At 66.2% G+C, this 25,170-nt stretch carries 30 protein-coding genes and 1 tRNA gene; 15 read left to right on the top strand and 16 right to left on the bottom strand.

All coding sequences use genetic code 11. The annotated features are described in order from the left end of the window. Window positions 1–81 precede the first annotated feature (81 nt). Genes D575_RS0106960 through bioF form a run of 4 tightly spaced genes read left to right on the top strand, consistent with a single transcriptional unit; the run spans window position 82 to window position 3,475 of the window. The gene (locus tag D575_RS0106960; protein ID WP_026182081.1) at window positions 82–540 is read left to right on the top strand and encodes a hypothetical protein; all 459 of its coding nucleotides are present in this window, start codon (window positions 82–84) and stop codon (window positions 538–540) included. Beyond that, complete coding sequence (bioB, locus tag D575_RS0106955; RefSeq protein ID WP_018145199.1) at window positions 537–1,532, top strand: biotin synthase BioB; 996 nt, start codon at window positions 537–539, stop codon at window positions 1,530–1,532. Before D575_RS0106960 ends, bioB begins: the two co-directional genes overlap by 4 nt. A gap of 12 nt (window positions 1,533–1,544) precedes the next feature. After that, window positions 1,545–2,297: a class I SAM-dependent methyltransferase gene (locus tag D575_RS0106950; RefSeq protein WP_018145198.1), complete on the top strand. Its 753-nt coding sequence runs from the start codon at window positions 1,545–1,547 to the stop codon at window positions 2,295–2,297. Next, on the top strand, window positions 2,294–3,475 hold the full coding sequence (gene bioF, locus D575_RS0106945) for an 8-amino-7-oxononanoate synthase (protein ID WP_018145197.1): 1,182 nt from the start codon (window positions 2,294–2,296) through the stop codon (window positions 3,473–3,475). The genes D575_RS0106950 and bioF overlap by 4 nt, the downstream gene beginning before the upstream one ends. Before the next feature lie 197 nt (window positions 3,476–3,672). Here the strand turns inward: bioF and radC are convergent, their stop codons facing one another. Next, complete coding sequence (gene radC / locus D575_RS0106940; protein WP_018145196.1) at window positions 3,673–4,344, bottom strand: DNA repair protein RadC; 672 nt, start codon at window positions 4,342–4,344, stop codon at window positions 3,673–3,675. Window positions 4,345–4,401: 57 nt separating this feature from the next. Beyond that, window positions 4,402–6,255 (bottom strand): dihydroxy-acid dehydratase, encoded by a 1,854-nt coding sequence (ilvD, locus tag D575_RS0106935; protein WP_018145195.1) that lies wholly within the window; start codon window positions 6,253–6,255, stop codon window positions 4,402–4,404. Window positions 6,256–6,336: 81 nt separating this feature from the next. Here ilvD and D575_RS0106930 point away from each other — a divergent pair, with 81 nt between their 5' ends. From D575_RS0106930 to argA, 3 genes are all read left to right on the top strand, one after another. Next, window positions 6,337–6,609 (top strand): heavy-metal-associated domain-containing protein, encoded by a 273-nt coding sequence (locus D575_RS0106930; protein WP_018145194.1) that lies wholly within the window; start codon window positions 6,337–6,339, stop codon window positions 6,607–6,609. A 2-nt stretch (window positions 6,610–6,611) separates the two neighbouring features. Then, window positions 6,612–7,085 carry a DUF192 domain-containing protein gene (locus D575_RS0106925; protein WP_018145193.1) on the top strand — a complete coding sequence of 158 codons (474 nt, stop codon included), beginning with the start codon at window positions 6,612–6,614 and terminating at the stop codon, window positions 7,083–7,085. A 395-nt stretch (window positions 7,086–7,480) separates the two neighbouring features. Further along, entirely contained in the window at window positions 7,481–8,848 is a 1,368-nt protein-coding gene (gene argA / locus D575_RS0106920) for an amino-acid N-acetyltransferase (protein ID WP_018145192.1), read from the top strand. Between the two features lie 17 nt (window positions 8,849–8,865). Here argA and dksA read toward each other — a convergent pair whose 3' ends face one another. Next, window positions 8,866–9,288, bottom strand: a complete 423-nt coding sequence (gene dksA, locus D575_RS0106915) for an RNA polymerase-binding protein DksA (protein WP_018145191.1) — start codon at window positions 9,286–9,288, stop codon at window positions 8,866–8,868. Between the two features lie 163 nt (window positions 9,289–9,451). On the opposite strand from dksA, the gene D575_RS0106910 reads away from it, so the two are divergent. The 3 genes from D575_RS0106910 to murU are packed head-to-tail and all read left to right on the top strand — an operon-like array spanning window position 9,452 to window position 11,901. After that, window positions 9,452–10,231, top strand: coding sequence for a metallophosphoesterase (locus tag D575_RS0106910; RefSeq protein ID WP_018145190.1), 780 nt, complete (start codon window positions 9,452–9,454; stop codon window positions 10,229–10,231). Next, window positions 10,228–11,223, top strand: a complete 996-nt coding sequence (locus tag D575_RS0106905; RefSeq protein WP_018145189.1) for an aminoglycoside phosphotransferase family protein — start codon at window positions 10,228–10,230, stop codon at window positions 11,221–11,223. Before D575_RS0106910 ends, D575_RS0106905 begins: the two co-directional genes overlap by 4 nt. 3 nt (window positions 11,224–11,226) lie before the next feature. Next, the gene (gene murU / locus D575_RS0106900) at window positions 11,227–11,901 is read left to right on the top strand and encodes an N-acetylmuramate alpha-1-phosphate uridylyltransferase MurU (protein WP_018145188.1); all 675 of its coding nucleotides are present in this window, start codon (window positions 11,227–11,229) and stop codon (window positions 11,899–11,901) included. Between the two features lie 33 nt (window positions 11,902–11,934). Here murU and D575_RS0106895 read toward each other — a convergent pair whose 3' ends face one another. From D575_RS0106895 to D575_RS0106885, 3 genes are read right to left on the bottom strand one after another with little or no spacing between them, the layout of a single operon-like run. Further along, window positions 11,935–12,423 carry a DsrE family protein gene (locus D575_RS0106895; RefSeq protein ID WP_026182080.1) on the bottom strand — a complete coding sequence of 163 codons (489 nt, stop codon included), beginning with the start codon at window positions 12,421–12,423 and terminating at the stop codon, window positions 11,935–11,937. Between the two features lie 21 nt (window positions 12,424–12,444). Next, entirely contained in the window at window positions 12,445–13,272 is an 828-nt protein-coding gene (locus tag D575_RS0106890) for a hypothetical protein (protein WP_018145186.1), read from the bottom strand. Further along, complete coding sequence (locus D575_RS0106885) at window positions 13,262–13,825, bottom strand: RNA polymerase sigma factor (protein WP_018145185.1); 564 nt, start codon at window positions 13,823–13,825, stop codon at window positions 13,262–13,264. Before D575_RS0106885 ends, D575_RS0106890 begins: the two co-directional genes overlap by 11 nt. A 141-nt stretch (window positions 13,826–13,966) precedes the next feature. Here D575_RS0106885 and D575_RS0106880 point away from each other — a divergent pair, with 141 nt between their 5' ends. The 3 genes from D575_RS0106880 to D575_RS0106870 are packed head-to-tail and all read left to right on the top strand — an operon-like array spanning window position 13,967 to window position 16,884. Next, window positions 13,967–14,422 (top strand): hypothetical protein, encoded by a 456-nt coding sequence (locus D575_RS0106880; protein WP_018145184.1) that lies wholly within the window; start codon window positions 13,967–13,969, stop codon window positions 14,420–14,422. Between the two features lie 3 nt (window positions 14,423–14,425). Continuing rightward, window positions 14,426–15,865, top strand: coding sequence for a glutamate--cysteine ligase GCS2 (locus D575_RS0106875; RefSeq protein ID WP_018145183.1), 1,440 nt, complete (start codon window positions 14,426–14,428; stop codon window positions 15,863–15,865). 8 nt (window positions 15,866–15,873) lie between these two features. Next, on the top strand, window positions 15,874–16,884 hold the full coding sequence (locus D575_RS0106870; RefSeq protein WP_018145182.1) for a M14 family metallopeptidase: 1,011 nt from the start codon (window positions 15,874–15,876) through the stop codon (window positions 16,882–16,884). Between the two features lie 34 nt (window positions 16,885–16,918). Here the strand turns inward: D575_RS0106870 and D575_RS0106865 are convergent, their stop codons facing one another. From D575_RS0106865 to D575_RS0106845, 5 genes are all read right to left on the bottom strand, one after another. Continuing rightward, complete coding sequence (locus tag D575_RS0106865; protein WP_018145181.1) at window positions 16,919–17,128, bottom strand: hypothetical protein; 210 nt, start codon at window positions 17,126–17,128, stop codon at window positions 16,919–16,921. A 94-nt stretch (window positions 17,129–17,222) separates the two neighbouring features. Beyond that, window positions 17,223–17,924 carry a M15 family metallopeptidase gene (locus D575_RS0106860; protein ID WP_026182079.1) on the bottom strand — a complete coding sequence of 234 codons (702 nt, stop codon included), beginning with the start codon at window positions 17,922–17,924 and terminating at the stop codon, window positions 17,223–17,225. A gap of 112 nt (window positions 17,925–18,036) precedes the next feature. Then, window positions 18,037–18,113, bottom strand: a tRNA-Met gene (locus D575_RS0106855). 65 nt (window positions 18,114–18,178) lie between these two features. Further along, window positions 18,179–18,484, bottom strand: a complete 306-nt coding sequence (locus D575_RS0106850; protein WP_018145179.1) for a ferredoxin — start codon at window positions 18,482–18,484, stop codon at window positions 18,179–18,181. A gap of 82 nt (window positions 18,485–18,566) precedes the next feature. After that, complete coding sequence (locus D575_RS0106845; protein WP_018145178.1) at window positions 18,567–19,304, bottom strand: YdiY family protein; 738 nt, start codon at window positions 19,302–19,304, stop codon at window positions 18,567–18,569. A 103-nt stretch (window positions 19,305–19,407) separates the two neighbouring features. Between D575_RS0106845 and D575_RS0106840 the strand changes: the two genes are divergently transcribed. Next, window positions 19,408–20,601, top strand: a complete 1,194-nt coding sequence (locus tag D575_RS0106840) for a (Fe-S)-binding protein (RefSeq protein WP_018145177.1) — start codon at window positions 19,408–19,410, stop codon at window positions 20,599–20,601. Window positions 20,602–20,664: 63 nt separating this feature from the next. After that, window positions 20,665–21,306, top strand: a complete 642-nt coding sequence (coq7, locus tag D575_RS0106835) for a 2-polyprenyl-3-methyl-6-methoxy-1,4-benzoquinone monooxygenase (protein ID WP_018145176.1) — start codon at window positions 20,665–20,667, stop codon at window positions 21,304–21,306. Between the two features lie 58 nt (window positions 21,307–21,364). On the opposite strand, the gene speD is transcribed toward coq7, so the two are convergent. The 5 genes from speD to D575_RS0106815 all read right to left on the bottom strand — a co-directional run bounded on the left by speD (window position 21,365) and on the right by D575_RS0106815 (window position 25,002). Beyond that, window positions 21,365–22,174, bottom strand: coding sequence for an adenosylmethionine decarboxylase (speD, locus tag D575_RS0106830; protein WP_018145175.1), 810 nt, complete (start codon window positions 22,172–22,174; stop codon window positions 21,365–21,367). Between the two features lie 91 nt (window positions 22,175–22,265). Then, the gene (locus D575_RS0106825; protein ID WP_018145174.1) at window positions 22,266–22,694 is read right to left on the bottom strand and encodes an OsmC family protein; all 429 of its coding nucleotides are present in this window, start codon (window positions 22,692–22,694) and stop codon (window positions 22,266–22,268) included. A 331-nt stretch (window positions 22,695–23,025) separates the two neighbouring features. Further along, the gene (locus tag D575_RS13980) at window positions 23,026–24,000 is read right to left on the bottom strand and encodes a caspase family protein (RefSeq protein WP_081612106.1); all 975 of its coding nucleotides are present in this window, start codon (window positions 23,998–24,000) and stop codon (window positions 23,026–23,028) included. A 16-nt stretch (window positions 24,001–24,016) separates the two neighbouring features. Next, complete coding sequence (locus D575_RS0106820; protein WP_018145173.1) at window positions 24,017–24,388, bottom strand: TIR domain-containing protein; 372 nt, start codon at window positions 24,386–24,388, stop codon at window positions 24,017–24,019. 104 nt (window positions 24,389–24,492) lie between these two features. Continuing rightward, window positions 24,493–25,002 (bottom strand): hypothetical protein, encoded by a 510-nt coding sequence (locus D575_RS0106815; RefSeq protein ID WP_155985173.1) that lies wholly within the window; start codon window positions 25,000–25,002, stop codon window positions 24,493–24,495. Window positions 25,003–25,170 lie beyond the last annotated feature (168 nt).

Genomic DNA, 25,170 nt, shown 5'->3' with positions numbered 1-25,170 from the left:
CGGAGACCGCCTGGAAACGGGGCGCAATGAAGGGTCCGGGGCCATAATGGTATGCTCTGCTTTTTGCATGCAGGGTAGACCATGGCCACTAGGACCGTCTCCGGGCGCAGCTCGCGGCGCGCCGCGTCGATGTTCGATATCGGCAACCTGATCAGCGTGTCGATTGCCGGCATCCCGCTGTTCCTGGTGAGCAGCGAGGGCGTCGGGGTCGGTTTCATCATCGCCGCGATCATGGGCATCGTCCCGCTGGTACTGTGGTTTGGCGGCTCGATGCTGGTCTACGCCCTGAACAAGCACCACCCCGATCCCCGCGTCGGCCACTTCACGCAGTGGGCCGCCTATCGCTACTACGCCCTGATGGGCCTGCTGATCGGGGTCGCCACCTTCTTTCCGCCGGATCTGAACTACTACCGCGCCTACTGGGCGATCGCCGCGGCCATCCTGCTGCCGTGGACGATCTACGCCCTGTTCACCATCTACCGCGAGCCCTGGACGGACGTCGAGATCCCCGCCGAAGCCGACAAGGAACATCATCTATGAGCACGCCCCGCCACGACTGGAACACCAACGAGGTCGAGGCCCTGCTCGACCTGCCGCTGAATGACCTGATCTTCCGCGCGCAGACCGTCCACCGCGAGCACTTCGACCCGAACGCGGTCCAGGTGAGCACGCTGCTGTCGATCAAGACCGGGGCCTGCCCCGAGGACTGCGCCTACTGCCCGCAAAGCGCGCACCACGAGGTCGAGATCGAGCGCGAACGCCTGCTGCCGCTGGACGAGGTGCTGGAGGCGGCCCGCAACGCCCGCGCCCAGGGCGCGACCCGCTTCTGCATGGGCGCGGCCTGGCGCAACCCCACCGACAAGAACCTGGAGCGCGTGATCGAGATGGTCCGCGCGGTGAAGGACGAGGGCCTCGAGACCTGCATGACCCTCGGCATGCTGAAGGCCGAGCAGGCCAAACGCCTGTCCGAGGCGGGACTGGACTACTACAACCACAACCTCGACACCTCGCCGGAGTTCTACGGTCACATCATCTCGACGCGCACCTACGACGACCGCCTCGAGACCCTGGAGCACGTACGCGAGGCCGGGATGAACGTCTGCTGCGGCGGCATCCTCGGCATGGGCGAGTCGCGCCGCGATCGCGCGCGGCTGCTGCAGCAGATGGCCAACCTGCCAAAACACCCAGAGTCGGTGCCGATCAACCAGTTGATCCAGGTCGAGGGCACACCGCTGCACGGCATCGAACATCTGGACCCGCTGGAGTTCGTGCGCACCATCGCGGTCGCCCGCATCCTGATGCCGGCCTCCTACGTGCGCCTGTCCGCCGGGCGCACCGAGATGTCCGACGAGATGCAGGCCCTGTGCTTCCTCGCGGGTGCCAACTCGCTGTTCTATGGCGACACCCTGCTGACCACGCCAAACCCCGGCGAGAACCACGACCTCGCGCTGTTCGAACGCCTGGGCCTGCACCCGGAGACCGGCCCGGAATCCCCCGCGCAATCGGACCAGCCGGCGTCCGCGTCGGCCTGAGCCAGACCGGCGGTGAGCGGCGGCTTCCCCGACCATTTCCCGGCGGTGGCTAACGCTTACGCCCGCCACCGCCCGGACTACCCGGCCGAGCTGTTTGACTGGCTGGCGGCGCGCACCCCGCACCACGAGCGCGCCTGGGACTGTGCCAGCGGCAACGGCCAGGCCGCGCGGGGCCTCGCGCCCCACTTCTCGCACGTCTTCGCCACGGACGCCGCCCCATCGCTGCTGGCCACAGTGCCGGATCACTCCGGGATCGACCGCGTCGCCTGCGCCGCCGAGGCCTGTGCCCTGGCCGATGGCTCGGTCGACCTCGCCTGTGTGGCCCAAGCCGCGCACTGGTTCCGCCACACCGAGTTCCACGACGAGGTCGCCCGCGTCCTGCGCCCGGACGGACTCCTGGCGATCTGGGGCTACGGCGTGCTGCGGGCCGAGGACCCGGCACTGGACCACCTGCTGATCGACTTTCACGATGCCACCTTGGCCCCCTGGTGGCCGGAAGAGCGCCAGCACATCCGCAACCACTACCGCGACCTGCCGTTTCCCTGGCCCGAGATCGAGGCGCCCGAGTTTCGCATCACGCGCGAATGGGATCGCGCCACCCTGCTGGGCTATCTCGGTACCTGGTCCGCGATCCGCCGCGCCCGCGCCGCCGGCCAGGACCCGCTGGCCGCGCTAGCGCCGGCCCTGCAAGCCCTGTGGTCCAACCCGAGCATGCCGGCACGGGTGCACTGGCCGATCTTCCTGCGCGCGGGCCTGCGCCCATGAGCGACTCACTCGATCACTACCTGGAGCAACGCCTGAGCACTGTGCGCGACGCCGGGCTATGGCGCCGCACCCGCATCCTCGACGGCCCACAGCGGCCCGAACAGGTTATCGACGGCCACCGCGTGATTGCCTTCTGCTCGAACGACTACCTGGGCCTGGCCGGTGACCCGGCGGTCGCCGCCGCCGCCCGCAAGGCGCTGGATCAGTACGGCGTCGGCGCGGGTTCGGCCCACCTGATCAACGGCCACACCCGCGCCCACGAGGAACTGGAACAGGCCCTGGCCCGCTTCACAGGGCGCGCTCGGGCACTCGTCTTCTCCACCGGCTACATGGCCAACCTGGCCCTGGTCCAGGCCCTGGTCGGGCGCCACGACACCGTCTTCGAGGACCGCCTGAACCACGCCTCGCTGATCGACGCCGTGCGCCTGTCGGGCGCGCGCAGCCAGCGCTACCGCCACGCCGAGCCCGAACACCTGCGCGAGCGCCTGGAGAAGGCGCCCGCGACCGGCCAGCGCCTGATCGCCACTGACGGCGTGTTCTCCATGGACGGCGATATCGCCCCGCTTCCGGAACTCGCCGCCCTGGCGCGCGAATACAATGCCTGGCTGATGGTGGACGACGCCCACGGCCTGTCGGTGCTGGGCGAGACTGGCGGCGGCAGTTGCCAGCACTTCGGTCTCGGCAGCGACAACGTACCGGTCCTTATGGGGACGCTGGGCAAGGGCTTCGGCACCGCCGGGGCCTTCGTGGCCGGCTCCGAACGGCTGATCGAGACCCTGATCCAGACCGCGCGCCCCTACATCTACACCACCGCGATGCCGGCCGCCCTGGCCGCCGCCACCCTGGCCTCGGTGCATATCGCCGCGTCCGCCCACGACCGCCGCGAGCACCTGCAGAACCTGTTGCGACGCTTGGGCGACGGGCTGGATCGCCTCGGCCTGCCACACCCACCGCCCCTCACACCCATCCAGCCTGTCACCCTGGGCACCGCCACTCGCGCGAGCGCCGTCGCCGAGCGCCTGTTCGAGGCCGGCTTCCTGGTCCCCGCGATCCGCCCCCCGACCGTCCCGGAAGGCGAGGCCCGCCTGCGCATCACCCTGTCCGCCGCCCACACCCAAACGCAGGTCGACGCACTGCTGCAGACGCTGGAACAGGCCCTCAACGACACACCGGCGTAACACCGCGCGCAAGCTTCTAACCGTCATTGCGAGGAGCAAAGCGACGAAGCAATCATCATCCGGATGCCCCCCCCCGGAAAAGTTATCGGCAGATTGCTTCGTCGCCTGCGGCTCCTCGCAATGACCACTCGGTGCCGGACCAGCGGCCGGCAGCTCACTGCGTTGCAACGCAGACGTGCGACTGGGTCAGCCGCCCCCTACAGCTCGCCGCGTTCGGCGAGGGAGACGGCCTCGTCGGCGATGATCACGTGATCGAGGACGCGGATGTCCACCAGCCCCAGGGCGTCGGTCAGGCGGCGGGTGATGGCGACATCCGAACGCGACGGCTCGGCCACGCCCGAGGGGTGGTTATGGGCCAGGATCACGGCCGCAGCATTGTGGTGCAGGGCACGGCGCACCACCTCGCGCGGGTGCACCGAGGCGCCATCGATGGTGCCGCGAAAAAGCTCCTCGAAGGCGATCACGCGGTGGCGGTTATCGAGGAACAGCACGCCGAAGACCTCGAAGGGATAGTCGCGCAGGCGCGCCGCCAGGAACTGCCGGGTGGTCGCGGGCGAGGTCAGTGCATCGCCGCGCTCCAGATCGGCCGCCAGGTGGCGGCGCCCCATCTCCAGCACGGCCTGAAGCTGGGCGTACTTGGCATCCCCCAGCCCCGGGGCGGCGCAAAACCCCGCCTGATCCGCCTGTAATAAAGGCCGCAGCCCGCCGAAGCGGCTGAGCAGGTCCCGCGCGACATCCACCGCGCTCTTGCCGGCCACGCCGGTGCGCAGAAAGATTGCCAGCAACTCCGCATCCGAAAGCGCGGCCGCGCCGCGTTCGATCAGCCTCTCCCGCGGGCGCTCGGCCGCGGGCCAGTCGGTAATCGCCATCACCACCTCCCTGTGGTTGCGTTACATGCGTTCGCTTTTTTCGGTTTGGGCCCTGGGCTAGTCCTCGAAGCGGGAGATGTCGCGCACCGCGCCGTAGGCGGCGGAGGTCGTCATCAGGGCGTAGGCGCGCAAGGCCTGGGTGACGGCCCGCTCCCGCGACTCGGGTTTCCAGGCCTTCGCGCCACGGGCCTCCATGGCCTCGCGCCGTGCGGCCAGCGTGGCGTCGTCGACGTCGATGCGGATCTCGCGACCGGGGATGTCGATCACGATGGTGTCGCCTTCCTCGATCAGGCCGATCGCACCACCCTGCGCCGCCTCCGGCGAGACGTGACCGATCGACAGCCCGGAGGTGCCGCCGGAGAAGCGCCCGTCGGTGACCAGCGCACATTCCTTGCCCAGGCCCTTGGACTTGAGATACGACGTCGGGTAGAGCATTTCCTGCATGCCCGGGCCGCCCTTGGGGCCTTCGTAGCGGATGATCACCACGTCGCCCGCCTGGATCTGGTCACCAAGAATGGCCTCCACCGTCGCGTCCTGGCTCTCGAAGACACGGGCCGGGCCCGAGAATTTCAGGATGCTGTCGTCCACCCCGGCAGTCTTCACGATGCAGCCATCCGGGGCCATGTTGCCGTAGAGCACGGCCAGGCCACCGTCCTTCGAGTAGGCATGCTCGATGTCGCGGATGCAGCCGTTCTCGCGGTCGATGTCCAGGCTGTCCCAGGTCTTGTCCTGGCTGAACGCGACCTGGGTAGGCACGCCGCCCGGGGCGGCCTGGTAAAGCGTCTCGGCCTCGGCGGCGTGGCGCATCACGTCCCACTGTTCCAGGGCCTGGCCCATGGTGTCGGCGTGCACGGTGGGAATGTCGCGGTGGAGCAGCCCGCCGCGATCCAGCTCAGCGAGGATGCCGACCACGCCACCGGCGCGGTGGACATCTTCCATGTGGTAGAGCTGGGTGGCCGGGGCGACCTTGCACAGGTTCGGCACCTTGCGCGACAGGCGGTCGATGTCGGCCATGGTGAAGTCGACCTCGCCCTCGCGCGCGGCCGCCAGCAGGTGCAGCACCGTGTTGGTGGAGCCGCCCATCGCGATATCCAGGCTCATCGCGTTCTCGAACGCCTCGAAGGTGGCGATGGAACGCGGCAGCGCGGATGCATCGTCCTGCTCGTAGTAACGCTTGGCCAGTTCGACCACGCGCCGGCCGGCCTGCTCGAACAGCGATTTGCGCCCGGCATGGGTGGCCAGCAACGAGCCGTTGCCCGGCAACGACAGACCCAGCGCCTCGGTCAGGCAGTTCATCGAATTGGCGGTGAACATGCCGGAGCAGGACCCGCAGGTGGGGCAGGCGGAGCGCTCGATGGCCTCCACTTCTTCATCACTGGCACTGGAGTCGGCGGCCTTGACCATCGCGTCCACCAGGTCCAGGTGGATGACCTTGTCGCTGCCCGGGGCCTGCACCTTGCCGGCCTCCATCGGACCACCGGAGACGAACACCACCGGGATGTTCAGGCGCATCGCGGCCATCAGCATGCCAGGGGTGATCTTGTCGCAGTTGGAGATGCAGACCAGGGCATCGGCGCAGTGTGCGTTGACCATGTACTCGACCGAGTCGGCGATGATCTCGCGCGAGGGCAGCGAATAGAGCATCCCGCCGTGGCCCATCGCGATCCCGTCGTCCACCGCGATGGTATTGAACTCCTTGGCCACGCCGCCGGCCTTTTCCACCTCGCCGGCCACCAGCTGGCCCAGGTCCTTCAGATGCACGTGCCCGGGCACGAACTGGGTGAAGGAGTTGGCAATGGCGATGATCGGCTTGCCGAAGTCGCCATCCTTCATGCCGGTGGCGCGCCACAGGGCGCGGGCACCCGCCATATTGCGACCGTGGGTGGTGGTGCGGGAACGATAGGCGGGCATGTATATTCTCGTGAACGATTACAGTGAACGCAGATCGTACATAATGAGTCGTACAAACCCCAGTACCCCGGAGCACCTGCAATGAAAATCGAAGTCGAGAACATCAAGTGTGGCGGCTGCGCCAGCTCCATCCGCAAGGGCCTGCTGCAGGTCGAGGGCGTCACCGACGCCGAGGTGGACGTGGAAGGCGGTGCGGTTGATATCGAGGCGCCCGACAGCGCCCGCGAGGCGGTCGCCGCCAAGCTCGCCAGCATGGGTTACCCCGAGGTCGGTTCGGTCTCCGGCCTGCGCTCCGCCAGCGCCAAGGCCAAGTCGTTTGCCAGCTGCGCCGTGGGGCGCATGAGCGGCGAATAGGCTTGATCAATACGTCGCGGGGGCGCGCGCAGCCCGGCCTTGTCGGGCTGGTGCTGCTGTTCGTCCTGGGCACGGGGCTGGCGCAGGCCGAAAGCGGGCTGCCGACCGCCGAACTGCAACTCGGCGAACAAGCCCTGACGATCGAGATCGCCGCGACCGACCGTAGCCGCCGGATCGGGCTGATGCACCGCGACCACCTGCCCGCCGACCACGGCATGCTGTTCATCTGGCCACGACCGGCGCACTACGGCATGTGGATGCAGAACACCCGCATCCCGCTGGACGTGGCCTTCATCGATGCCGATTTCACCATTACCAACATCGCGAGCATGACGCCCCACTCCACCCGCATACACGAGGCGAAACGGCCGGTGCGCTACGCCCTGGAGGTCAATGCCGGGTGGTTCAAGGAGCACGGCATCGCGCCCGGCGCCTCCGTCCCGGACCTCGAACGCCTCGTGGGCGAGACCGACTAGGGAAACACTGATCAATGTACACACTCGCGTTGGCACCCCAGGTTTTCCGAGACAAGGCGCGTCGTGCAGCGGGTAGTGGTTCTACCCGCAAGCGGCGCAACGCAGGATCGGGGAACCTGGGGTGCCAACCCCACAAGCCATTGCAAAGCAGGGGCTCGGCCGCTTTTGCGTGGGAACGGCGTTGCGGTTCCCTTGTGCAGAATGACTGCGCGGCAGTCACCGCGCCTTGTTCGCACGCAAAAGCGACTCGAGCGCGAGCGTTACATTAATCAGCGTTTCCCTAACACCCCTTCCCGCAGGATCGGGCCAGCAGGCCTGACTGATCCCACGTGTACATTGATCCGTGATTCCCTAGACTGTCTGCTCAAGGACATCATCAGGAAACGGACACGCCCGTGACCGCCACATCCAACCCAGCCGCCCGCAATCACGCGCCCTCGCGCCGAGCCCCGCAGCCCGGGGAGCTCGCCTGGTTCCGCGATGCCGTCCCGTACATCGCCGCCCACCGCGGGCGCACCATGGTGATCGCGCTCGCAGGCGAGGCCGCCCAGGCGCCGGAGTTTCCGGCACTGATGCGCGATATCGCCAAGCTCAATGCCCTGGGTATCCGGGTCGTGCTGGTCTACGGGGCGCGCCCGCAAATCGAGGCACGGATGAGCGAGCGCGGACTGACCCCGGCCTACGCCAACGGGTTGCGCGTAACGGATGGCGCAGCGCTGGAAGCCGTGCTGGATGCGGTCGGTCGGCTGCGCCTGCAGATCGAGGGCCTGCTCTCGCGCAGCCTCGGCCAGCCGGGTACCGGCAACGCACGCCTGCGCGTGGCCAGTGGCAACTTCGTCACCGCACGGCCACTGGGCGTACGCGACGGCGTGGACTTCCACTACACCGGCGAGGTGCGCGGGGTGGACACCACCGCACTCGCGGCCCTGCTGGACCGCGAGCAGGTGGCCCTGGTCTCCCCGCTCGGCTACTCCCCCACCGGCGAGGTGTTCAACCTCTCCGGCGAGGATGTCGCCACCCAGGTCGCGATCGCGCTGAACGCCGACAAGCTGATCTTTCTCACCGAAGCCGGGGTGTTGCGCGATCCCGAGCACGGCGTGCTGGACCAGCTCACCGTGCCGGCCGCGCAGGAGCTGCTGGAGACCGCCACCGACCTGCCGCAGGAACTGGCCAACCACCTGAAGAGCGCGATCGACGCCTGTCGCCAGCGCGAGATCCGGGTGCACCTGATCGACCGTCGGGACGACGGTGGGCTCCTGACCGAGCTGTTCACCCGCCTGGGAATCGGCACACTGGTCTCGCGCGAGCCACTGGAACGGCTGCGCCCGGCCACACTCGACGATGTGGGGGGTATCCATGCGCTACTGGAACCGCTGGAGGCCGAGGGCATCCTGGTGCATCGCGCGCGGGAGCACCTGGAGCTGGAGATCGACCGCTTCCAGGTGCTGGAGGCCGACGGCCTGATCATCGGCACCGCCGCGCTCTACCCCTTTGAGGCGGATGCCGCGGAGATCGCCTGCCTGGCCCTGCACGCGGATTACCGCGGGAGCGGCCGCGGCGACCGTTTGCTGCAGGCAATGGAACACCTGGCGCAGGAACAGGGAATCCGGCGGGTATTCGTGCTCACCACGCGCACCGCCCAGTGGTTCCAGGAACGCGGTTACACGCCAGGCAAGGTGGACGATCTGCCCGTCAGCCGGCAGACCCGCTACAACCAGGCGCGCAACTCGCGGGTGTTTACCCGAGTGCTGGCCGGCGAGTAACCCGGACCAGACAGGCCCTATTCATAGCGGGCCTCGTCGCGCTCATGGGCCTCCTGGGCCGCCACGCTCAGCGTGGCAATCGGGCGCGCCTCCAGCCGGGCGATGCCGATCGGTTCACCGGTCTCCTCGCAATAGCCGTATTCGCCCTGCTCGATGCGCGCCAGCGCCGCGTCAATCTTGTTCAGGAGCTTGCGGTACCGATCCCGGGTACGCAGCTCCAGGCCGGCATCGGTCTCGTGGCTGGCGCGGTCATTCGGGTCCGGCTCCTGCCAGCTCTCGCTGCGCAAGTGCTCCAGAGTCTGTTCCGATTCCTCGATCAGCTCGGCACGCCAGGCCTCGAGCTTGGCGCGAAAGTAGTCCAGTTGACGCGGATTCATGTAGGGTTCGTCCTCGGACGGACGGTACCCGGAATCCGGGCGGGTCTTGGCTTCTTGGCTCATCTTGGACCCCTCGCCAGGCCCCCTCTCGCCCCATGCGGGAAGGCCCCGGCGCATTGCACAGTACACCCGATCGAGTATAGGGCAATAACCCTGCCGGGCGGCAAACGCGAAAGCGCGCCCGAACGCACACAACCGGCACCATACGGAAGGCGACACCGGCCGCATGCAGCACATCCTTCAGATCAGCGACACCCACCTCGGCCGGGAGCCGGGCCCCATTCGACCGGGTTATCCCGACAGCGACCGCCAGCTCGCCCGCGTGCTCGAGGCCCTGCGCCGGAACGAGGCCCGGCCGGACCTGCTATGGCTCACGGGCGACCTGGCCGAAGATCCGGATCCGGCGGCCTACACGCGACTCCTCGCAATGCTCGACGAACACGTGAAAGGCTGGCCGCTCGCCGGCCTGGCGGGCAACCACGATGACTGGACCCTGCTGCACCGCGCCTTTACGGGCGCCGGACATGCCCTGGACGGCCACCGGCTGCTCGGCGACTGGCTGCTGGTCGGGATCAATTCTGCGGTTGCGGGGCAGGCGTACGGGCGCATCGAGCCGGCCGAGTTGTCACGCCTGGATCAAGTATTGACCGCACACCCCGATCACTGGGGCATGGTCGCCGTTCACCACCCGGTCGTGCCCGTCGGCAGCGCATGGATGGACCGGATCGGCCTGACCAATCCCGACGACCTGTTCGCGATCCTGGATCACCACCCGCGCGTACGCGCCTGTCTTTTCGGTCACATCCATCAGGATTTCCGCGCCGAGCGCCAGGGCGTCGAACTGCTGGGCTGCCCCTCCACCTGCGTCCAGTTCGCCCCCGGCTCCGAACAGTTCGCGCTGGATACCGAACACGCCGGCTACCGCGTACTGGCATTGCATGCCGATGGCCGCATCGACACCCGCGTCGAGCGTCTATCCGGCGAATTTCCCGAGGCCCGCGCATGATCCCGGACGATCGCCGCAGCAAGCAGCTCCAGGCCTGGCTGAAGGACCAGCCGGGCAGGTTTACCGACCTGGCACTCCTGCGCGCAGATGCCAGTTTTCGGCGCTATTTTCGCCTGTGCCGCGACGACCAACCGGTGGTGCTGATGGATGCGCCACCCGAGCGCGAGGCCACCGAGCCGTTCGTGGAGATCGCGCGAGTGCTGGAATCGCTGGGGCTGCGCCCGCCGCGCATCCTTGCGCACGATCCAGCCACCGGCTTCGTGCTGCTCGAGGACCTCGGCGACCGAACCTTCACCCGGGCCCTCGCCGAGGGGGCCGCGGAAGGCCCGTTGTACGACCGCGCCATCGACACCCTGATCCAGCTGCATCGCGCCTGGCCAGCGCAGGCCGCGAAGGCCCCGGACCTCCCCGCCTACGACACCCCGCGTCTGCTGGACGAGGCCGCGCTGTTTGCCGACTGGTACTGGCCGGAGCAACACGGCACCCCGATGAGCGCGTCCCTGCGCAACGGATTTCTCGCAGCCTGGCGGGAGGCACTGGAAGACCTGCCCGTCCTGCCCGGGACACTGGTGCTACGCGACTTCCACGTGGACAACCTGATGCTGCCGCCCGGCGAGGATGGCGATTGTGCCGTCCTGGATTTCCAGGATGCCGTGATCGGCAGCCCCGCCTACGATGTCGTCTCGCTGCTGGAAGACGCCCGGCGCGAGGTGTCACCCGCCACCGTGGAGCGGGCATTGAAGCGTTATGCCGCGGGAACGGCCTGGGACCCCGAGGCCTTCATGCAGCACTACCGCGTCCTCGGCGTCCAGCGCAGCACCAAGATCCTCGGGATCTTCGTACGCCTGGCACGCCGGGATGCCAAACCGCGCTACCTGGAACACCTGCCGCGCCTGCATCGACTCCTGGCGCAGGGGCTGTCACAGCCGGCGCTGGCACCGGTGGCGGGCTGGTTCCACACCCACATGCCCGAACGGATGCGGGAGGATTAAGCCATGCGCGCAATGATCCTGGCCGCCGGGCGCGGCGAACGCATGCGCCCGTTGACCGACCACTGCCCCAAGCCGCTGCTGCCTGTCGGTGGCCGGCCGCTGATCGGCTACACGCTGGATCGTCTGGCGACCGCCGGGTACCGCGAGGTAGTCATCAACCTCGCGCATCTGGGAGAACAGATCCGCGCCACCCTGGGTGAACGCCAGTCGGGCCTCGCCATTCGCTACTCACCGGAGCCCGAGGGTGCCCTGGAGACCGCGGGCGGGATCCGCCAGGCCCTTCCCCTTCTGGGGGAGGAGCCGTTTCTGGTGGTCAATGGCGATGTCTGGTGCGACCACCCGCTGACACCCCCGACGACAATGAACACGGCCACCGACCGACCGCTCGCGCACCTCGTACTGGTCGCCAACCCCGACCATCACACGCAGGGCGATTTCGCCCTGGACGGGGAGCGGGTGGCCCTGGCGGGGAACGAGTTGCTGACCTTCAGCGGCATCGGCTGGTACGACCCGGCGCTGTTCCGTGATCTGCCACCGGGGCGCCGGGCCCTCGGCCCCTTGCTACGTCAAGCCATCGAGGCCGGCCGGGTCACCGGCGAACACTACACCGGCGCCTGGCGCGACATCGGCACACCGGAGCGCCTGGCAGCGCTGGACACCGAGCTTGAGGGGCGCTGATCACCCAACGCAGGGGGGATGCGGCCGGTCCGGTCAGGGCTTGATGTAGGTGTAACCGGAGCGTTGCAGGCGGGTCAGTTCCACGATGCCACTGGGGACCACGTCCCTGTCCGACACCTCATGCAGATCGCTGCGTTCGAGCCCGCGCGATTCCAGCGAGTTGCCACACACCAAAAAGCGCACATCCTGCAGCTTAAGGGTATTCACGGTACTGCGCAGGTCCGGATCGGTACGGGCGTGCTGCAGCAGACTGATGCCGCTGCCATGAGTCAACACCTTGATCTTGAGAGAAACATCATCGGGGCTACCGTCGATGTGATTCTGCAGGTTGCGCAGGGCGTTCAGGTGGAGCTCCGGGTCATCGGTGTTGATGTGATAGACCACCCGCAGCGGCTCTTCGGCCGCCGGCGCCTTGGCGACGGTGCCCATCAATACAGCGGTCGCGCCGCCCGCCGCCAGCATCAACAAGAGCGCCCCGGCCAGGAACCAGCCGGGGCGCAGCATTCGTGGATCGGGTTGCATCGAGATTCCGGCCGTGCCGGATCAGACCTTGATGTAGATCCAGCCTTCCGCCTGACGGCGGGCCGCCTCGGCGACGCCGGAATCGATCAGTTCAGCCTGTGGCAGGATATCCACCTTCCGGCCTTCCTCGCGCGCCAGGCGGTTGAGGGTCTGGGCACAGGCGGTAAAGCGCAGCGTGGGGTACGCCTCCGCCATGCTCGCGACGCGTTCCGGATAGGGTGCGCTGTCGGTTCGCAGCATGCCCATCGCATTGTTGTGCACCACCACCTGCACGTTCAGGTCGCGCCCGACCGTGGCCGCCTCGCGATACATGCTCTCGATGTCGTCCAGCAACTCGTCCACCGCGCGGGTATCCGCCTCGTTAATGTGCAGCAGAATCTGATCGGTTTCGGTAGCCGAAAACACCTGCTGCGGGGCCGCGGCCCCGCCGGGCGCGTTATCGCTGGCAGCCACCTGCGCCAGGGCCCCGGACTCCTGGCCGGCCGCAGCAGCATGGTCGCCCCCGAAGAAACCGGCATCGCGAGTGATCTCGTATCCACCCAGCGAACCCACGACCAGCGCGAGCACCCCGGCCGCCACCGACGGAAACCAGGCCGAACCTCCACCGCGCGATAACCGGCAACGGCCACCGGTGGTCCCGGCCGCGCGCCCGGCCGGGACGTCTTCGTAGGCCATGTTCACCAGCTCCTTGAGCTGGTGCATGTCGCAGACTTCGCGACTCAGATGCTCACTGGAGGCGATCGTCTTCAGCGTAAACAGACGATCCTCCGGCGAGAACTCGCCGTCCACGAAGGCATTGAGAATCTCCTCGCTGGGTCGATTCTTTGCACTCAGTCGTTCATTCGACATGCCGATTCCTCACTACCTTGAGATAGGGTGTATCGGCCGCTGTCCCCGTGTCGGCCTGCTGCTCCAGTAGCACCTTCTTCAACTGCGCCCGAGCCCGGCTCAGGCGACTCATCACGGTGCCGATCGGTACGTCCAGCACCTCCGAGACCTCGGAGTAGGCAAAACCCTCCAGGTCCACCAGCGCGACCACCTGACGGTGATCGGTACTCAGTTCGGCCATCGCCCGGTGGACATCCGCGACCATGCGATTGCGCTCGGTCTGTTGCTCCGGGCAGTCCTCGCAGGACAGCTCCATGCTGTCCACATCCACCGTGTCCTTCTGCCGCCGGCCCCAGTCGCGGTAACAGTTGGTCATGATGCGGAACACCCAGGCCTTCAGGGCGTTCTCGTCCTGCAACGACTTCAGCCGGGTCAGGGCCTTCATCATTGCCTCCTGCACCAGGTCATCCGCCAGCGCGGCATCGTGACACCACGCGAATGCCATGCGGTACATCTGCGGCCGCAGGTCGCACACCTTCTGACGCAGCCTGCGCTGCGCGAACCAGTTCGCCATGTTGTCGATTCCTCCATCCGCAGGCCGTACGTGCGACCTTGCTTGTTCTTGTACCCTGTAGGACGCTACGGGGCGCGGGGCTATTCCGGCCCCTCCACCGCAGACGCCGCGCATCCCGGGCTTCGTCGATCAGGATACCCAATGCCATTCGATCCGCAACAACTGGAGCGCGCTTTCGCCTTTGACCCCGATACCGTGCGGGATCTGCGCGAGCACTGGGCGCGCCTGATCACCGATGCCGTCTGGGGCGAGCTCAAGACCGGCACCATCGGCGCCGTCCCGCGCCTGCGCAAGCGCCTGCTGGAACTGGGCGAGAACCTGCGCTCCATGCTGTCGGACCGCGCCTGGATCCCGCACGAGCGCGAACGCGTCAAGGGTGCGATGGCCGCCAGCCTCAACCTGCGTGACAGCCTGCAGCAGACCGACCGGGCCGCCAAGCTGCTCAATGGCGGGGCCGACTTCGAAGCCTTCGAGGCCGACTATCTCGCCTTCCGCAAGAGCCTGCTGACCTTCATCGAGCAACACGAACAGATCTGGGGCGATCTTCTGGAGAGCCTCTATGACGACGCACCGGACGACGACCGGGACGAGGACTAGGCCTTGGGCCGCGAGATCCGCGAGGAGCACTTCGGCGCGGCAGACTTTGACCGCTTCCACCAGGCCCTCGCGGACGAGACCGCCCAGCTGCTGAACTGGCTGCGCACGCAACCGCCCGAGGACCCCGCCCCACCCCCGCGGCTGGGCTTCGAGATCGAAGCCTGGCTGTGCGACACCCAGGGGCGACCGCTACCGGTCAATGACGCCTTCCTCGCCGCGATGGACAGCCCGCTGGCCACCCTGGAACTGGCGCAGTTCAATATCGAACTGAACAGCGGCGTCTTCCGCGCCGGTCCCGGCTGCTTCAGCGCCATCCTCGACGAGTTGAACGAGACCCTGCGCCGGGCGCGCCGAGCGGCCCGCCACGCCGGCGCGGAACTGCTGATGGCCGGCAGCCTGCCCACCCTGGAACCGGACGACCTCGGGATCCACCACATGTCGCAGCAGGCCCGCTACCGGGCCCTGAACAGCGCGATCCTGGAACAACGCGCCCAGCGCCCGCTGCAGGTGGACATCGTCGGTCACGAGCACCTGCAGCACCGCCATGCGGACGTGATGCTGGAAGCCGCGGCGACCTCCTTCCAGGTGCATATCGAGACCCGCCCCGAGGTCGCCCACCGCGCCTACAACGCCTCGCTGGTCGCCGCGGCACCGGTGCTGGCCGCCGCCGGCAATACGCCCTACATCTTCGGCCACGACCTCTGGGCCGAGAGCCGCATCCCGTTGTTCGAGCAATCGGTGGAGGTCGGCGGGTTCGCCAACTCGGCGCGTGGCCCGATCCGCCGCGTGACCTTCGGTACCGGCTATCTGCACGCATCCATCGGCGAGTTGTTCACCGAGAACCTCGAGCACTTTCCGGTGCTGTTGCCAGTGGCCCTCGACGAGCCGGCCGATCAACTGGCCCATCTCGCCTTCCACAACGGCACCATCTGGCGCTGGAACCGGCCGATCGTGGGCTGCGACGCGGATGGCCGACGCAGTCTACGCCTGGAGTTTCGCTGCCTGCCGGCCGGCCCGTCGCTGATCGACATGCTGGCCAACACCGCCTTCGCCCTGGGCCTGATCGAGTACCTGGTGGCCGAATCGCCCAATGGAACGCTGGAGACCCCGTTTTCCGAGGCCCGCGACAACTTCTACAATGCCGCCCGCTACGGGCTGGATGCTCGCCTGCGCTGGGGCCATCGCGACCCCGTCCCGGCGCCACGCCTGATCACGCGGGAGCTGCTCCCCCGGGCGACCGAAGGTCTGGAGCGCCTGGGCATCGACCGCAGCGAACGCGACAATCTGCTTGGCATCATCGCCGCGCGGGTCGCCAGCCGGCAGACCGGCACGCACTGGCAACGCGACTGGGTCGCGCGCCACGGCCGCGACTGGCCGGGACTGGTCCACGCCTACCGCGGCTGGCAGAACACCGGCGCGCCGGTTCACACCTGGGGACTTTGAGGAAGCCCGTGACTCTTTCGATCAACGAATACTTCGAACTACCCGACGGCTTCCTCGAGGCCACGCCCGCCACCCTGCACCAGTGCGTGCCCGGGCCGGCGCTGATCCATCTGGAAGGCCAGCGCGAGCCTGCGGTGGCCGTGGTCCTTCTGCTGCACGGAAACGAGCCGGTGGGCCTGCACGCGGTGCAGCAACTCCTGCGCCACTACACCGGGCGCCCGCTGCCGCGCGCGCTGACCCTGGTCGTGGGCAACCCGCAGGCCGCAGCGCTCAACCAGCGCCACCTGGACGACCAGCCGGACTTCAACCGCATCTGGCCGGGGACCGAACAGGGCGGCTCGCGCGAGGCCGACGTCTTCGCCGAACTCTGCCAGCGCCTGGAAGGACGCGGCCTGTTCGCCGCAATCGACCTGCACAACAACACCGGGCGCAACCCCCACTACGCCTGCATCAATCACCTGGATGCGCCATTCCTGAATCTGGCCGCGCTGTTTGGGCGCACGGTGGTCTACTTCACCCGGCCGCGCGGCGTGGCCTCCATGGCACTGGCGCGTATCGCACCGGCCGTGACGGTGGAGTGCGGCCACCCCGAGGACGCGGCCGGCGTGGACCACGCACGCGAGATGATCGACGCGGTGCTGCACCTGGACCACTTCGCCCAGGAGCCGCCGCGGACGGGCGCCATCGAGATCTTCCACACCGTAGCCCAGGTCCGGGTACGCCCCGGATTGCAGGTCGGACTGGAAGCGCAGCACGATATCCGTCTGGAGCCCGACCTGGATGGCCTGAATTTCCAGCTACTCCCCGCTGGCTCGCGCCTGGTGAACGCCCACGCGAATACCCAGGACCCGCTGATCGCGATCGCCGAGGACGGTTCGGATGTGACCGGGGAGTACCTGGAACGGACCGGTCAGGAGATCCGCCTGAAGCGCCAGGCGATGCCGTCCATGCTCACGCTGGACACCCGCGTGATCGCCCAGGACTGCCTGTGCTACCTGATGGAGCCGCTGACGCTCTGATCCCGCCGCTGTTCGCGACGGATTCCAATCCGGCTCAGGCGTCGCGTTCGACGCGCTCGAGGACCTGGGCGACGTGATCGCCCTTGCGGTAATTCGGGAGGTCGCGCTGCATGTCCGCCAGCGCCTTGTCACGCGCCTGCGCGCTGTCATACCAGCGATAGGATTCCCAGTCCGCCCCCAGCAGGTGCGGCATGGAAAGAGTGCTGCCTTCCGGCAGGCGAATGCGGATTCCGTAACGTTTCATGGCGTTCATCCGAGGTTGGTCCCAGTGAGCCGGGCCGGCCGGCGCGCAGTCTAGCCGAGCCCCGAACAGGCGGCAATAAAGCCCTCCGGCGCGCCTATTGGCCCCGGCCGACCACAAAATCGAAATAGTGATCCGGAAAGGGCTCGTCCGCCAGGGTGAAATGCCACCACTCCTGCTCGTAGGGCTCGAAGCCCGCCTCTACCATCAGCCGCTGCAGAAGCATGCGGTTGGCCCGCTGCTGTGCGGAAACACCGTCATCCCCGGGCCAGGAGCGCGGACTGAACCGGTCAAAGCCGGTGCCCATGTCCAGCGCCTCGCTGGAGTCCCGGTCAATCAACGTCAGATCCACCGTGGAACCACGCGAGTGGCTCGACCGCCCGGCAATGTAGCCATGCTCGAACAACTCGTCCTTGGCGACACCCGGGTAATATTGTGCCTGCATCCGGGTATCGCCAAGATCCTCCGCCCAGCGCACGAAGTGCGCGACGGCCCGCTCCGGCCGATAACAGTTGAACACCTTGAGACCGAGCCCGAAAGCCGCGAGACGTTCCTGCACCCGGGCGAGGGCATGGGCGGCCGGGTGCGTCAGGATACAGACAGGGGCCTCGTAGCCATCAATCGGTTCGCCCACGAAATTGTCGCCGCCAAAGTACCGGATATCCTCGACCAGGTCCGTTACCACCTCACCCGCCGCAACCAACCCTGCTGGACGCGCCTCAGCAGCGTACGAGACCCCGCCTGCCGCCATTGCAACAAGCAGCCCAAGCCCCGCCAGAACCGTCCGCTTGCTGCGCATAGCGCCCCCTTGCCCACGCCTTCGTCACTGCCAGGATACGCAAAGCCAAAACCGGCAGCAGCGCCCAACACCAAAAAGGGCTGCCGGAAGGCAGCCCTTTTGGAGAAGTCGGTGGTGGCTACGCCCTGATTCGAACAGGGGACCCCATCATTATGAGTGATGTGCTCTAACCAGCTGAGCTACGTAGCCACGCGGGCTGCGAATTCTCCGGAGGCCGGCGCATAAAGTCAAGCCAGCGCGGCGCCGGGCAGGGTTCAGATCTGCAGGCGCTCGACCACGCGTCCGTTCTTGAGGTGCTCTTCCAGGATCTCGTCGATGTCGCGCTCGTCCTGATAGGTGTACCAGACGCCCTCCGGGTAGACCACCGCGACCGGTCCCTCGTTGCAGCGGTCCAGGCAGCCGGCGGTGTTCACCCGCACCTGGCCCTTGCCGTGGATGCCCAGGGCCTTGGCCTGGTTCTTGGCATAGGCGCGCATCTCGGTCGCCCCGTGGTCCTCGCAACAGTTGCCGTCCTCGCGGCAGTTGGTGCAGAAAAAGATATGGCGCTGGTAGTAGCCCATGAAAGTCTCCGGTGATCCCTGCGGCTCATGATAACGCCGCCGCCGGCAAAACGGCGGGTGGCAGCGTGCGCTGTCCGTGCATTCAGCGGAAGCGGTAGACCAGGCTCACGTCCGTGATGGTGTCGGTATTCTCCACGCCGGGCTCGACGTCGGTGTTGTGCTTCACGGTGAAGCTGGTACGCAGGGACATCCGGCTGGTGACGTCCGCGGTCAGCGCGAGGATGTTCTCGATCTCGGTATTGTCGCTGCCGGTCAGGATCAGCAGCTCGTCGGTGAGGCGGGCGCTTTCGCTGATCTCCCAGCGGAAGTTGCCAGCCAGGCGTCCGACCGGTTCGCTGTCGGTCTCCCCGGTCGTCCGGATGCGCACTTGGCGCATACCGGCACCGATCTCGCCGTCCAGCTGCACCCGCTCGCCGTCGATCAGGCGACGACCATAACCAGCCGTGGCCGAACCCTGGTAGTCATAGTTGCTAAAGCGGTCACGCTCGTAGCGCAGCGCCCCGAACAGGTAGTCGTGCTCGCCCAGCTTGCGGTCCGCCTGGTAGCCGGCGATGTAGCGCTGGCCGGTGGTCTCGTCGTCCTCCTCGTGGAAGTACGCGTCCAGGCGGATGCGGTTGCGCCAGTCGATGGTCGTGTGTTCCGCGCGGAAACGCCCCGTGGCCGTGGTGGACTCGGTGTTCCCGGTGGTCTTGGAGGCCCCCAGCTCGATCGTCGACTGCCAGCCTTCCGCCTCCCAGGCCAGCCCTTGCGAGACTGGTATGCTCAGCAGGATGAGCGAGGCAAACGCAGACCCGACGGGCCGGAACGAACGCACGAGCATGGGAAACCTCCCGGAATCGAATGAGGGCAAGACCCTAGCAAAGCCGCTCGGCGCATCGGACCAGCCCCTGAGATTCCGGGGACTTTCCGCCGCAGACCAGTGCGTGCACTGCGGGCTGTGCCTCCCGCATTGCCCCACCTATGGCTGGCACGGGGTCGAGGGCGACTCCCCGCGCGGCCGGCTCACCCTGATGCAGGGCCTGGCCCAGGGCCGGCTGGAGCCGGACTCCGAGCGCCTGCACAGCCACCTGGAAGGCTGCCTTGGCTGCCGTTCCTGCGAGGCGGTGTGCCCGGCGCGCGTGCCCTTCGGGGCGCTGATCGATCGTGCCCGCGAGATCCTGAACGAGCACCCCGCCACGTCGGCGCACGGGGACCGCTGGCGCCAGGCGCTACAGCACCAGGCCCTGCTGCACCCAAGCCTGCGCAGCCTCGGGGGACTGGCGGCGCGCACCGGCGCCCGCCTGGGCGTGGACCGCCTGCTGCCGCGCGGCGGCTGGGAACGCAGCCTCGCCCACACCCGGGACTCCCTGGCACCCGCCCCCCGGCTGCGGGCGACCGCGACCCCGGAAACAGCCGACGCCCTGCTGTTTACCGGCTGCATGGACCGCTTCTTCACCGGCCCCGACCTGGAGGCCGCGCTGGAGGTCCTCGACGCCCTCGGCGTGCGCATCGCCATCCCGCAGGGCCAGGTTTGCTGCGGAGCGCTGGACCAGCACACCGGCCACCGCGCGGCGGCGCAGGCGCTGCAGGCGCGGAATGGCGAAGCCTTCGGCACCCGCGAGGTGCCGGTGATCGCGCTGGACAGCGGTTGCGAGGCCACGCTGCGCGAATACCCCGAGGGCACGCTGGCGGCGCGCAGCCAGAGCCTCACCCGGTTTCTGGCGCAGTGGCTGGACACCAACACCGACGGAGATATCTGGGACGCCACACCGATACGCATCGCGCTGCATCGGCCCTGCACCCTGCGCAACGTCACCCGCGAGGCCCGCGAGCTGCCCGCGCTCCTGGAACGCCTGCCCGGGGTCACGCTGGCGCCGGTCGCCGCCACGCCGAACTGTTGCGGCGCCGGCGGCACCGCGATGCTGACGCAGGCAGCCATGGCCGACGACCTGGGCACCGAGACCCTGAAGGTCCTGACCGCCGATGCGCCGGACGTGATCATCAGCCCCAATGTCGGTTGCAGCGTGCACCTGCGGGCGCTGGCAAGCGAACAATCCGACCTGCCGGAAATCCTGTCACCCGCCCGCTTTCTGGCCCGGCGTCTGAAAAACCACACCCACCACTCCGCCGGGCGCTGATCCCTGCCCGCGCTTGCGGTACCCTTGAGGGGTACACCACGACGCCCCAACCGGACCGGAACCATGCGCCGACTTTCCCCGCTGGACCACCTGATCAACCAGGCCGACGCCTTCGTGAAGGTCGTCTCCGGACAGGCCCGCTCCACCGGCCGGCCATCCCCGGGTGGGGACGACATCGGGCCGCACCTGGAGGATCACGAACGCGACCTGTCCGCCCGCCTGATGCGGGTCAATCATGCCGGTGAGGTCGCGGCGCAGGGGCTGTACCAGGGCCAGATGCTGACCGCCCGCAACCCGGAGATCCGCGGCCACCTGGACCAGGCCTCGCGCGAGGAGGGCGATCACCTGCACTGGTGCGCCCGCCGGGTACACGACCTGGGCGGCCGCACCAGCCTGCTGGGGCCGTTCTGGTACATGGGTTCGTTCGGTATGGGCGCGCTCGCCGGGCTGACCGGCGATGCCTACAGCCTGGGCTTTATCGACGAGACCGAACGCCAGGTGGAGCGCCACCTGGACCGCCATCTGGAGCGCCTGCCGGCACAGGACGAGGTCTCCGCGCGCATCCTGGCGCAGATGAAACAGGACGAGGTGGAACACGGCGCGCACGCGATGGCACTGGGCGGCAAGGCGCCGCCGTGGCCGGTGCGCAACCTCCTGATGCCGCTGACGTCCAGCGTAATGACGCGCACCGCCTACTGGATCTGACCCGCGACGCGGGGAGCCAGGTGATCACCGCCGCGTGCAACGCGCGGCGCGCACCGACTCAGCCCGGGCGACTCATGTTCTTGCCGTAGAAGATCTCCATCATCTCGTGCTTGAGCAGCTTGGAGATGCGCTTGGCCTCCTTGGCCGAGTAATCATCCTTGCCCAGCCCGAACAGGTAACTGTCCAGGTCGAAGTCCTTCAGTACCATCTTGGTATGGAACAGGTACTCCTGGTACACGTTCACGTCCACCATCTGGTACTTCTCCTGGGTGTCGCGCGACAGGAAGTCCTGGATGGAGTTGATCTTGTGATCGATGAAGTGCTTCTTGCCGCGCACGTCGCGGGTGAAGCCGCGCACGCGGTAGTCCATGATCACGATGTCGGACTCAAAGCTGTGGATCAGGTAGTTCAGGGCGCGCAGCGGCGAGATGCGCCCGCAGGTGGACACGTCGATATCCGCGCGGAAGGTCGCGATGCCCCCCTCCGGGTGCGCCTCCGGGTAGGTGTGCACCGTGATGTGGCTTTTGTCCAGGTGGCCGACCACCGTCTCCGGCAATGGGCCGGGGCCTTCGGTGTAGCCGATCTTTTCGGTGGCCACCGGCTCCTCCGAGATCAGCATGGTCACCGACGCGCCCTGCGGATCGTAGTCCTGGCGCGAGATATCGAGGATGTTGGCCCCGATCAGGTGGGCCACGTCGGACAGGATCTGCGTCAAACGCTGGGCGTTGTACGCCTCGTCGATGTACGCAATGTATTCATCGCGATGTCGGTCACCCGAGGCATAGCAGATATCGTAGATATTGAAGCTCAGGCTCTTGGTCAGGTTATTGAAACCGTGGAGCTTGATCTGCTTCTTGTGACGAGGCATGGCGTGTCCTCTTGGCCCGGGCCGCAGCGAGCGGCGAATTGTAGACGCCCCGGCCCGCAAGTCCAAGGACGGACCCAGGGGAGACGCGGCTTCAGCGCGGCGCCGGCCCCTCGATAATCTCGAAGTCGTGGGTCACCTTCGCCGAGGCCCCCAGCATCAGCGAGGCTGAGCAGTACTTCTCGGCCGAGAGCCCCACCGCACGCCCGACCTGCTTCTCTGACAGCTCGTGGCCGTACACGCGAAAGTGCACGTGGATATCGGTAAAGACCTTGGGCACGGTCTCCGCCCGCGTGCCCTCCACGGTCACCTCGCAGTCCAGCACCTGCTGGCGCGCCTTCTTCAGCATCGCAATCACGTCGAAGCTGGTACAACCACCCATCCCCAGCAGCAGCATCTCCATCGGGCGTGCGCCCAGGTTGCGCCCGCCGGCATCCGGCGCCCCGTCCATCACCACCGCGTGGCCGCTGTCGGTCTCGCCGACAAAGGCCACCTGATCCAGCCATTTCACTTTCACCTGCATGGTATTACCGCAGTTGGTAACATGGTATACGTCCTTAAGTGACTGTTTTCGCTCTATATTGCGATATGTAACAGATTTTGAGCGGATGTCCGTTCATTTCTACGTCGAAATCCCCGACTACTCAGAATAAGGGCAGCCCCACTGTCGATACCACGCTCCAGTTAACTGAGTGCGAAATTGACCTTGGAAGCTATCAAAGCGGCGCCTCCAGTGTTTGACACAGGGCCTTCGGTATCGATCATATCGGGTCGGAAGGCCTACACCTGCCAGGGGGGCAAAAGGCAAGGTCTGACCCCATCGCTATTTCAATTGTTGGGCACCCCCTTTGTTCTCAGATTCTATTCCGTTCCGCTAAGCGGCGGTAATGTTCACCCAATGCCGTGAGGCGACATGATTTGCTTTCCATCGCGGCGTTCCACATGTGATCGGCACCCACCGGGACCAGCAAATGTAGCCGGTTGTACCTCTGCAAAATGGCAAAGGTCTCCGTATGCTCTGGATCCGGTGGCGGCATTCCTTCATCGCGCCCCTTCATCTCCGGCTCATAAGTCGGATCAAGCGCGTACTCATGCCCAGCGCTTGGGAAAAAATCCGGTATGCGGCGCAATTCGTTTATATCAATCGGGGGAGTGGTTCTTCTAAGCGATACAAACTTCTTCACATTAGTCTTAAATACCGGTCTTTGCTCCCAAGCACCCAGCGACTGATCTATATGAGCGTAAATGCTTCCAGGTGTAATATCCCCAGTAAGGTTTGATGCACTACCACCCAACGCATCGACCAACAAGGCGGTGAAGACACCGTGGCCGTTTGCCTCCGAGGAGTATTGCTCCTTGGTAGAGGCAGTCAAAACGGTCGTCCCCTCTTGCAGTGTTGCCAATCCCTCATCGCCCGGTGGTGAACCAGCTATTCCTGAGTGGCAACTATCCAGAATAACTATTCTATTCTTCGCCGGCGAGCCGTTTGCGTACGTTAGAATCTCCGAGAGAGAAACGCCCTCATCTCCCCTGCTTGAGTCTGTCGCAAGCAAATAGCCACCGGACGCTTCGATGTGTCCGTGTCCGGCGAAGTACAGTAAAGCGACCTCTGCGTCCGCATTAAATAGGCGTTGGATTTCGTCCTTTAGCGCACTTCGAGACACTCTCTCACTCGGACCAGTTCCGGTCATGAGCTGGCAGTCAAAGTTAACTGCACCACCGTCGTGGCGCCCCAGCATCGCTTTCACTGAGTGCGCATCATTAACGCACCCGAAAAGCGGGCTTCCATGGTCGTAATAGTTAATGCCGACGATTAGCGCGATTCTCATGGCTCAGCACCCATACTCACAGACTATCGATAAAATCTTCGATGGCCTTCCAAGTCCATACCTTCGTGTTCACACCCTCAAGACTCGTTCGGTCATCTTTGTAGGCCCAAATTCCAAGGATTTTCTTCTTCTCTTCCTTGGCGCATTGCACTTCCCACTTCTGGCCGCTTGAACTCAGGGAGTTCTTGCTCACCAAAGCGATGACGCCATCCGACCTTCGGATTCGTGCCCTAACCTTCTTCTTCCATTCATCCCTATACGCCTCTTTAACGGACATATCGACGAACTCGAAAGGTGAGGCCGTATTTAAGGACTGTCCTTTGAGAAAGTCCCGTTGCCGCTCATCCTCGATAGCGAAAGCGATGAATACCGTTTTTTTGTCGGCCATGTAGCCTCCTTAAGTACTACCTCTGGTTTCACGTGCTCTGTTCACGCCCTGCCTGCCCAACGTTGAAGCTCAGCCGCGGCGAAGCCGTCGGCTGCAGCGCCATGTTAGAAGCTCTTTCGCCAACGGCGGAACCGCCAACGCAGCTCTCCCAACTTCACCCGATCCCACTCTGCTTTGAGGACCGATTGAAATTCGCCCATTAGTGCTCTACGGCGCTCCTCATACAGATTTAGCATGAGGTCCTCGGGCGCCGTACGGATCAGGTATTCCTCGTTCTCGTCGAGGCGGGCAATGAGCTGACAGTGCTCTTCCTCTCGGGGATTCAAGTAAAGGATGAATGCATGTTTCCGGTGCCGGACCTTGCGCACCCACTCAAGCATCTGCTGCGTGCTATCGAGCCGGCGGCCTTCCTCTTTGAGGCCCACCCCCTTATCGGCTAGCGCGTCGAGCTCCGCAAGGTAGGCAAGAAATGCCGCGCGCACATCTTGAATCCACTTCTGGCGGTAGCCTGAGACCGTAGACGCGCGTGCAATATTCTGCTGCAGCCAACCGGCGAAGAGAACAATGAGTGCCGCAACGACCGAGCCCGCGAAAACCCAAACAGAATCTGACACACCCGCTCCCATTGCTCTAACAGTGTATTAGACAGAATCGTGGATATTGGCGCTATACAGATTCTGCATAACACCGATATCGCCGTGATATCCCGCTGGCGAGGTTCCATCCGACTCGGTTGGCAACACGCCCATGCGAGGCCGCGGTTGAAACCGAATGGCGGCATG

The organism is Thioalkalivibrio sp. AKL6, from assembly GCF_000376905.1.
GTDB lineage: Bacteria > Pseudomonadota > Gammaproteobacteria > Ectothiorhodospirales > Ectothiorhodospiraceae > Thioalkalivibrio > Thioalkalivibrio versutus.
This window is presented reverse-complemented; position numbering and strand designations above follow the sequence as displayed.

Coding starts and splice junctions, on each gene's coding strand:
- D575_RS0106960 (WP_026182081.1), top strand. CDS start 82: ATGGCCACTAGGACCGTCTCCGGGCGCAGCTCGCGGCGCGCCGCGTCG.
- bioB (WP_018145199.1), top strand. CDS start 537: ATGAGCACGCCCCGCCACGACTGGAACACCAACGAGGTCGAGGCCCTG.
- bioF (WP_018145197.1), top strand. CDS start 2,294: ATGAGCGACTCACTCGATCACTACCTGGAGCAACGCCTGAGCACTGTG.
- radC (WP_018145196.1), bottom strand. CDS start 4,344: ATGGCGATTACCGACTGGCCCGCGGCCGAGCGCCCGCGGGAGAGGCTG.
- ilvD (WP_018145195.1), bottom strand. CDS start 6,255: ATGCCCGCCTATCGTTCCCGCACCACCACCCACGGTCGCAATATGGCG.
- D575_RS0106930 (WP_018145194.1), top strand. CDS start 6,337: ATGAAAATCGAAGTCGAGAACATCAAGTGTGGCGGCTGCGCCAGCTCC.
- dksA (WP_018145191.1), bottom strand. CDS start 9,288: ATGAGCCAAGAAGCCAAGACCCGCCCGGATTCCGGGTACCGTCCGTCC.
- D575_RS0106910 (WP_018145190.1), top strand. CDS start 9,452: ATGCAGCACATCCTTCAGATCAGCGACACCCACCTCGGCCGGGAGCCG.
- D575_RS0106905 (WP_018145189.1), top strand. CDS start 10,228: ATGATCCCGGACGATCGCCGCAGCAAGCAGCTCCAGGCCTGGCTGAAG.
- murU (WP_018145188.1), top strand. CDS start 11,227: ATGCGCGCAATGATCCTGGCCGCCGGGCGCGGCGAACGCATGCGCCCG.
- D575_RS0106895 (WP_026182080.1), bottom strand. CDS start 12,423: ATGCAACCCGATCCACGAATGCTGCGCCCCGGCTGGTTCCTGGCCGGG.
- D575_RS0106890 (WP_018145186.1), bottom strand. CDS start 13,272: ATGTCGAATGAACGACTGAGTGCAAAGAATCGACCCAGCGAGGAGATT.
- D575_RS0106885 (WP_018145185.1), bottom strand. CDS start 13,825: ATGGCGAACTGGTTCGCGCAGCGCAGGCTGCGTCAGAAGGTGTGCGAC.
- D575_RS0106880 (WP_018145184.1), top strand. CDS start 13,967: ATGCCATTCGATCCGCAACAACTGGAGCGCGCTTTCGCCTTTGACCCC.
- D575_RS0106865 (WP_018145181.1), bottom strand. CDS start 17,128: ATGAAACGTTACGGAATCCGCATTCGCCTGCCGGAAGGCAGCACTCTT.
- D575_RS0106860 (WP_026182079.1), bottom strand. CDS start 17,924: ATGCGCAGCAAGCGGACGGTTCTGGCGGGGCTTGGGCTGCTTGTTGCA.
- D575_RS0106850 (WP_018145179.1), bottom strand. CDS start 18,484: ATGGGCTACTACCAGCGCCATATCTTTTTCTGCACCAACTGCCGCGAG.
- D575_RS0106845 (WP_018145178.1), bottom strand. CDS start 19,304: ATGCTCGTGCGTTCGTTCCGGCCCGTCGGGTCTGCGTTTGCCTCGCTC.
- coq7 (WP_018145176.1), top strand. CDS start 20,665: ATGCGCCGACTTTCCCCGCTGGACCACCTGATCAACCAGGCCGACGCC.
- speD (WP_018145175.1), bottom strand. CDS start 22,174: ATGCCTCGTCACAAGAAGCAGATCAAGCTCCACGGTTTCAATAACCTG.
- D575_RS0106825 (WP_018145174.1), bottom strand. CDS start 22,694: ATGCAGGTGAAAGTGAAATGGCTGGATCAGGTGGCCTTTGTCGGCGAG.
- D575_RS13980 (WP_081612106.1), bottom strand. CDS start 24,000: ATGAGAATCGCGCTAATCGTCGGCATTAACTATTACGACCATGGAAGC.
- D575_RS0106820 (WP_018145173.1), bottom strand. CDS start 24,388: ATGGCCGACAAAAAAACGGTATTCATCGCTTTCGCTATCGAGGATGAG.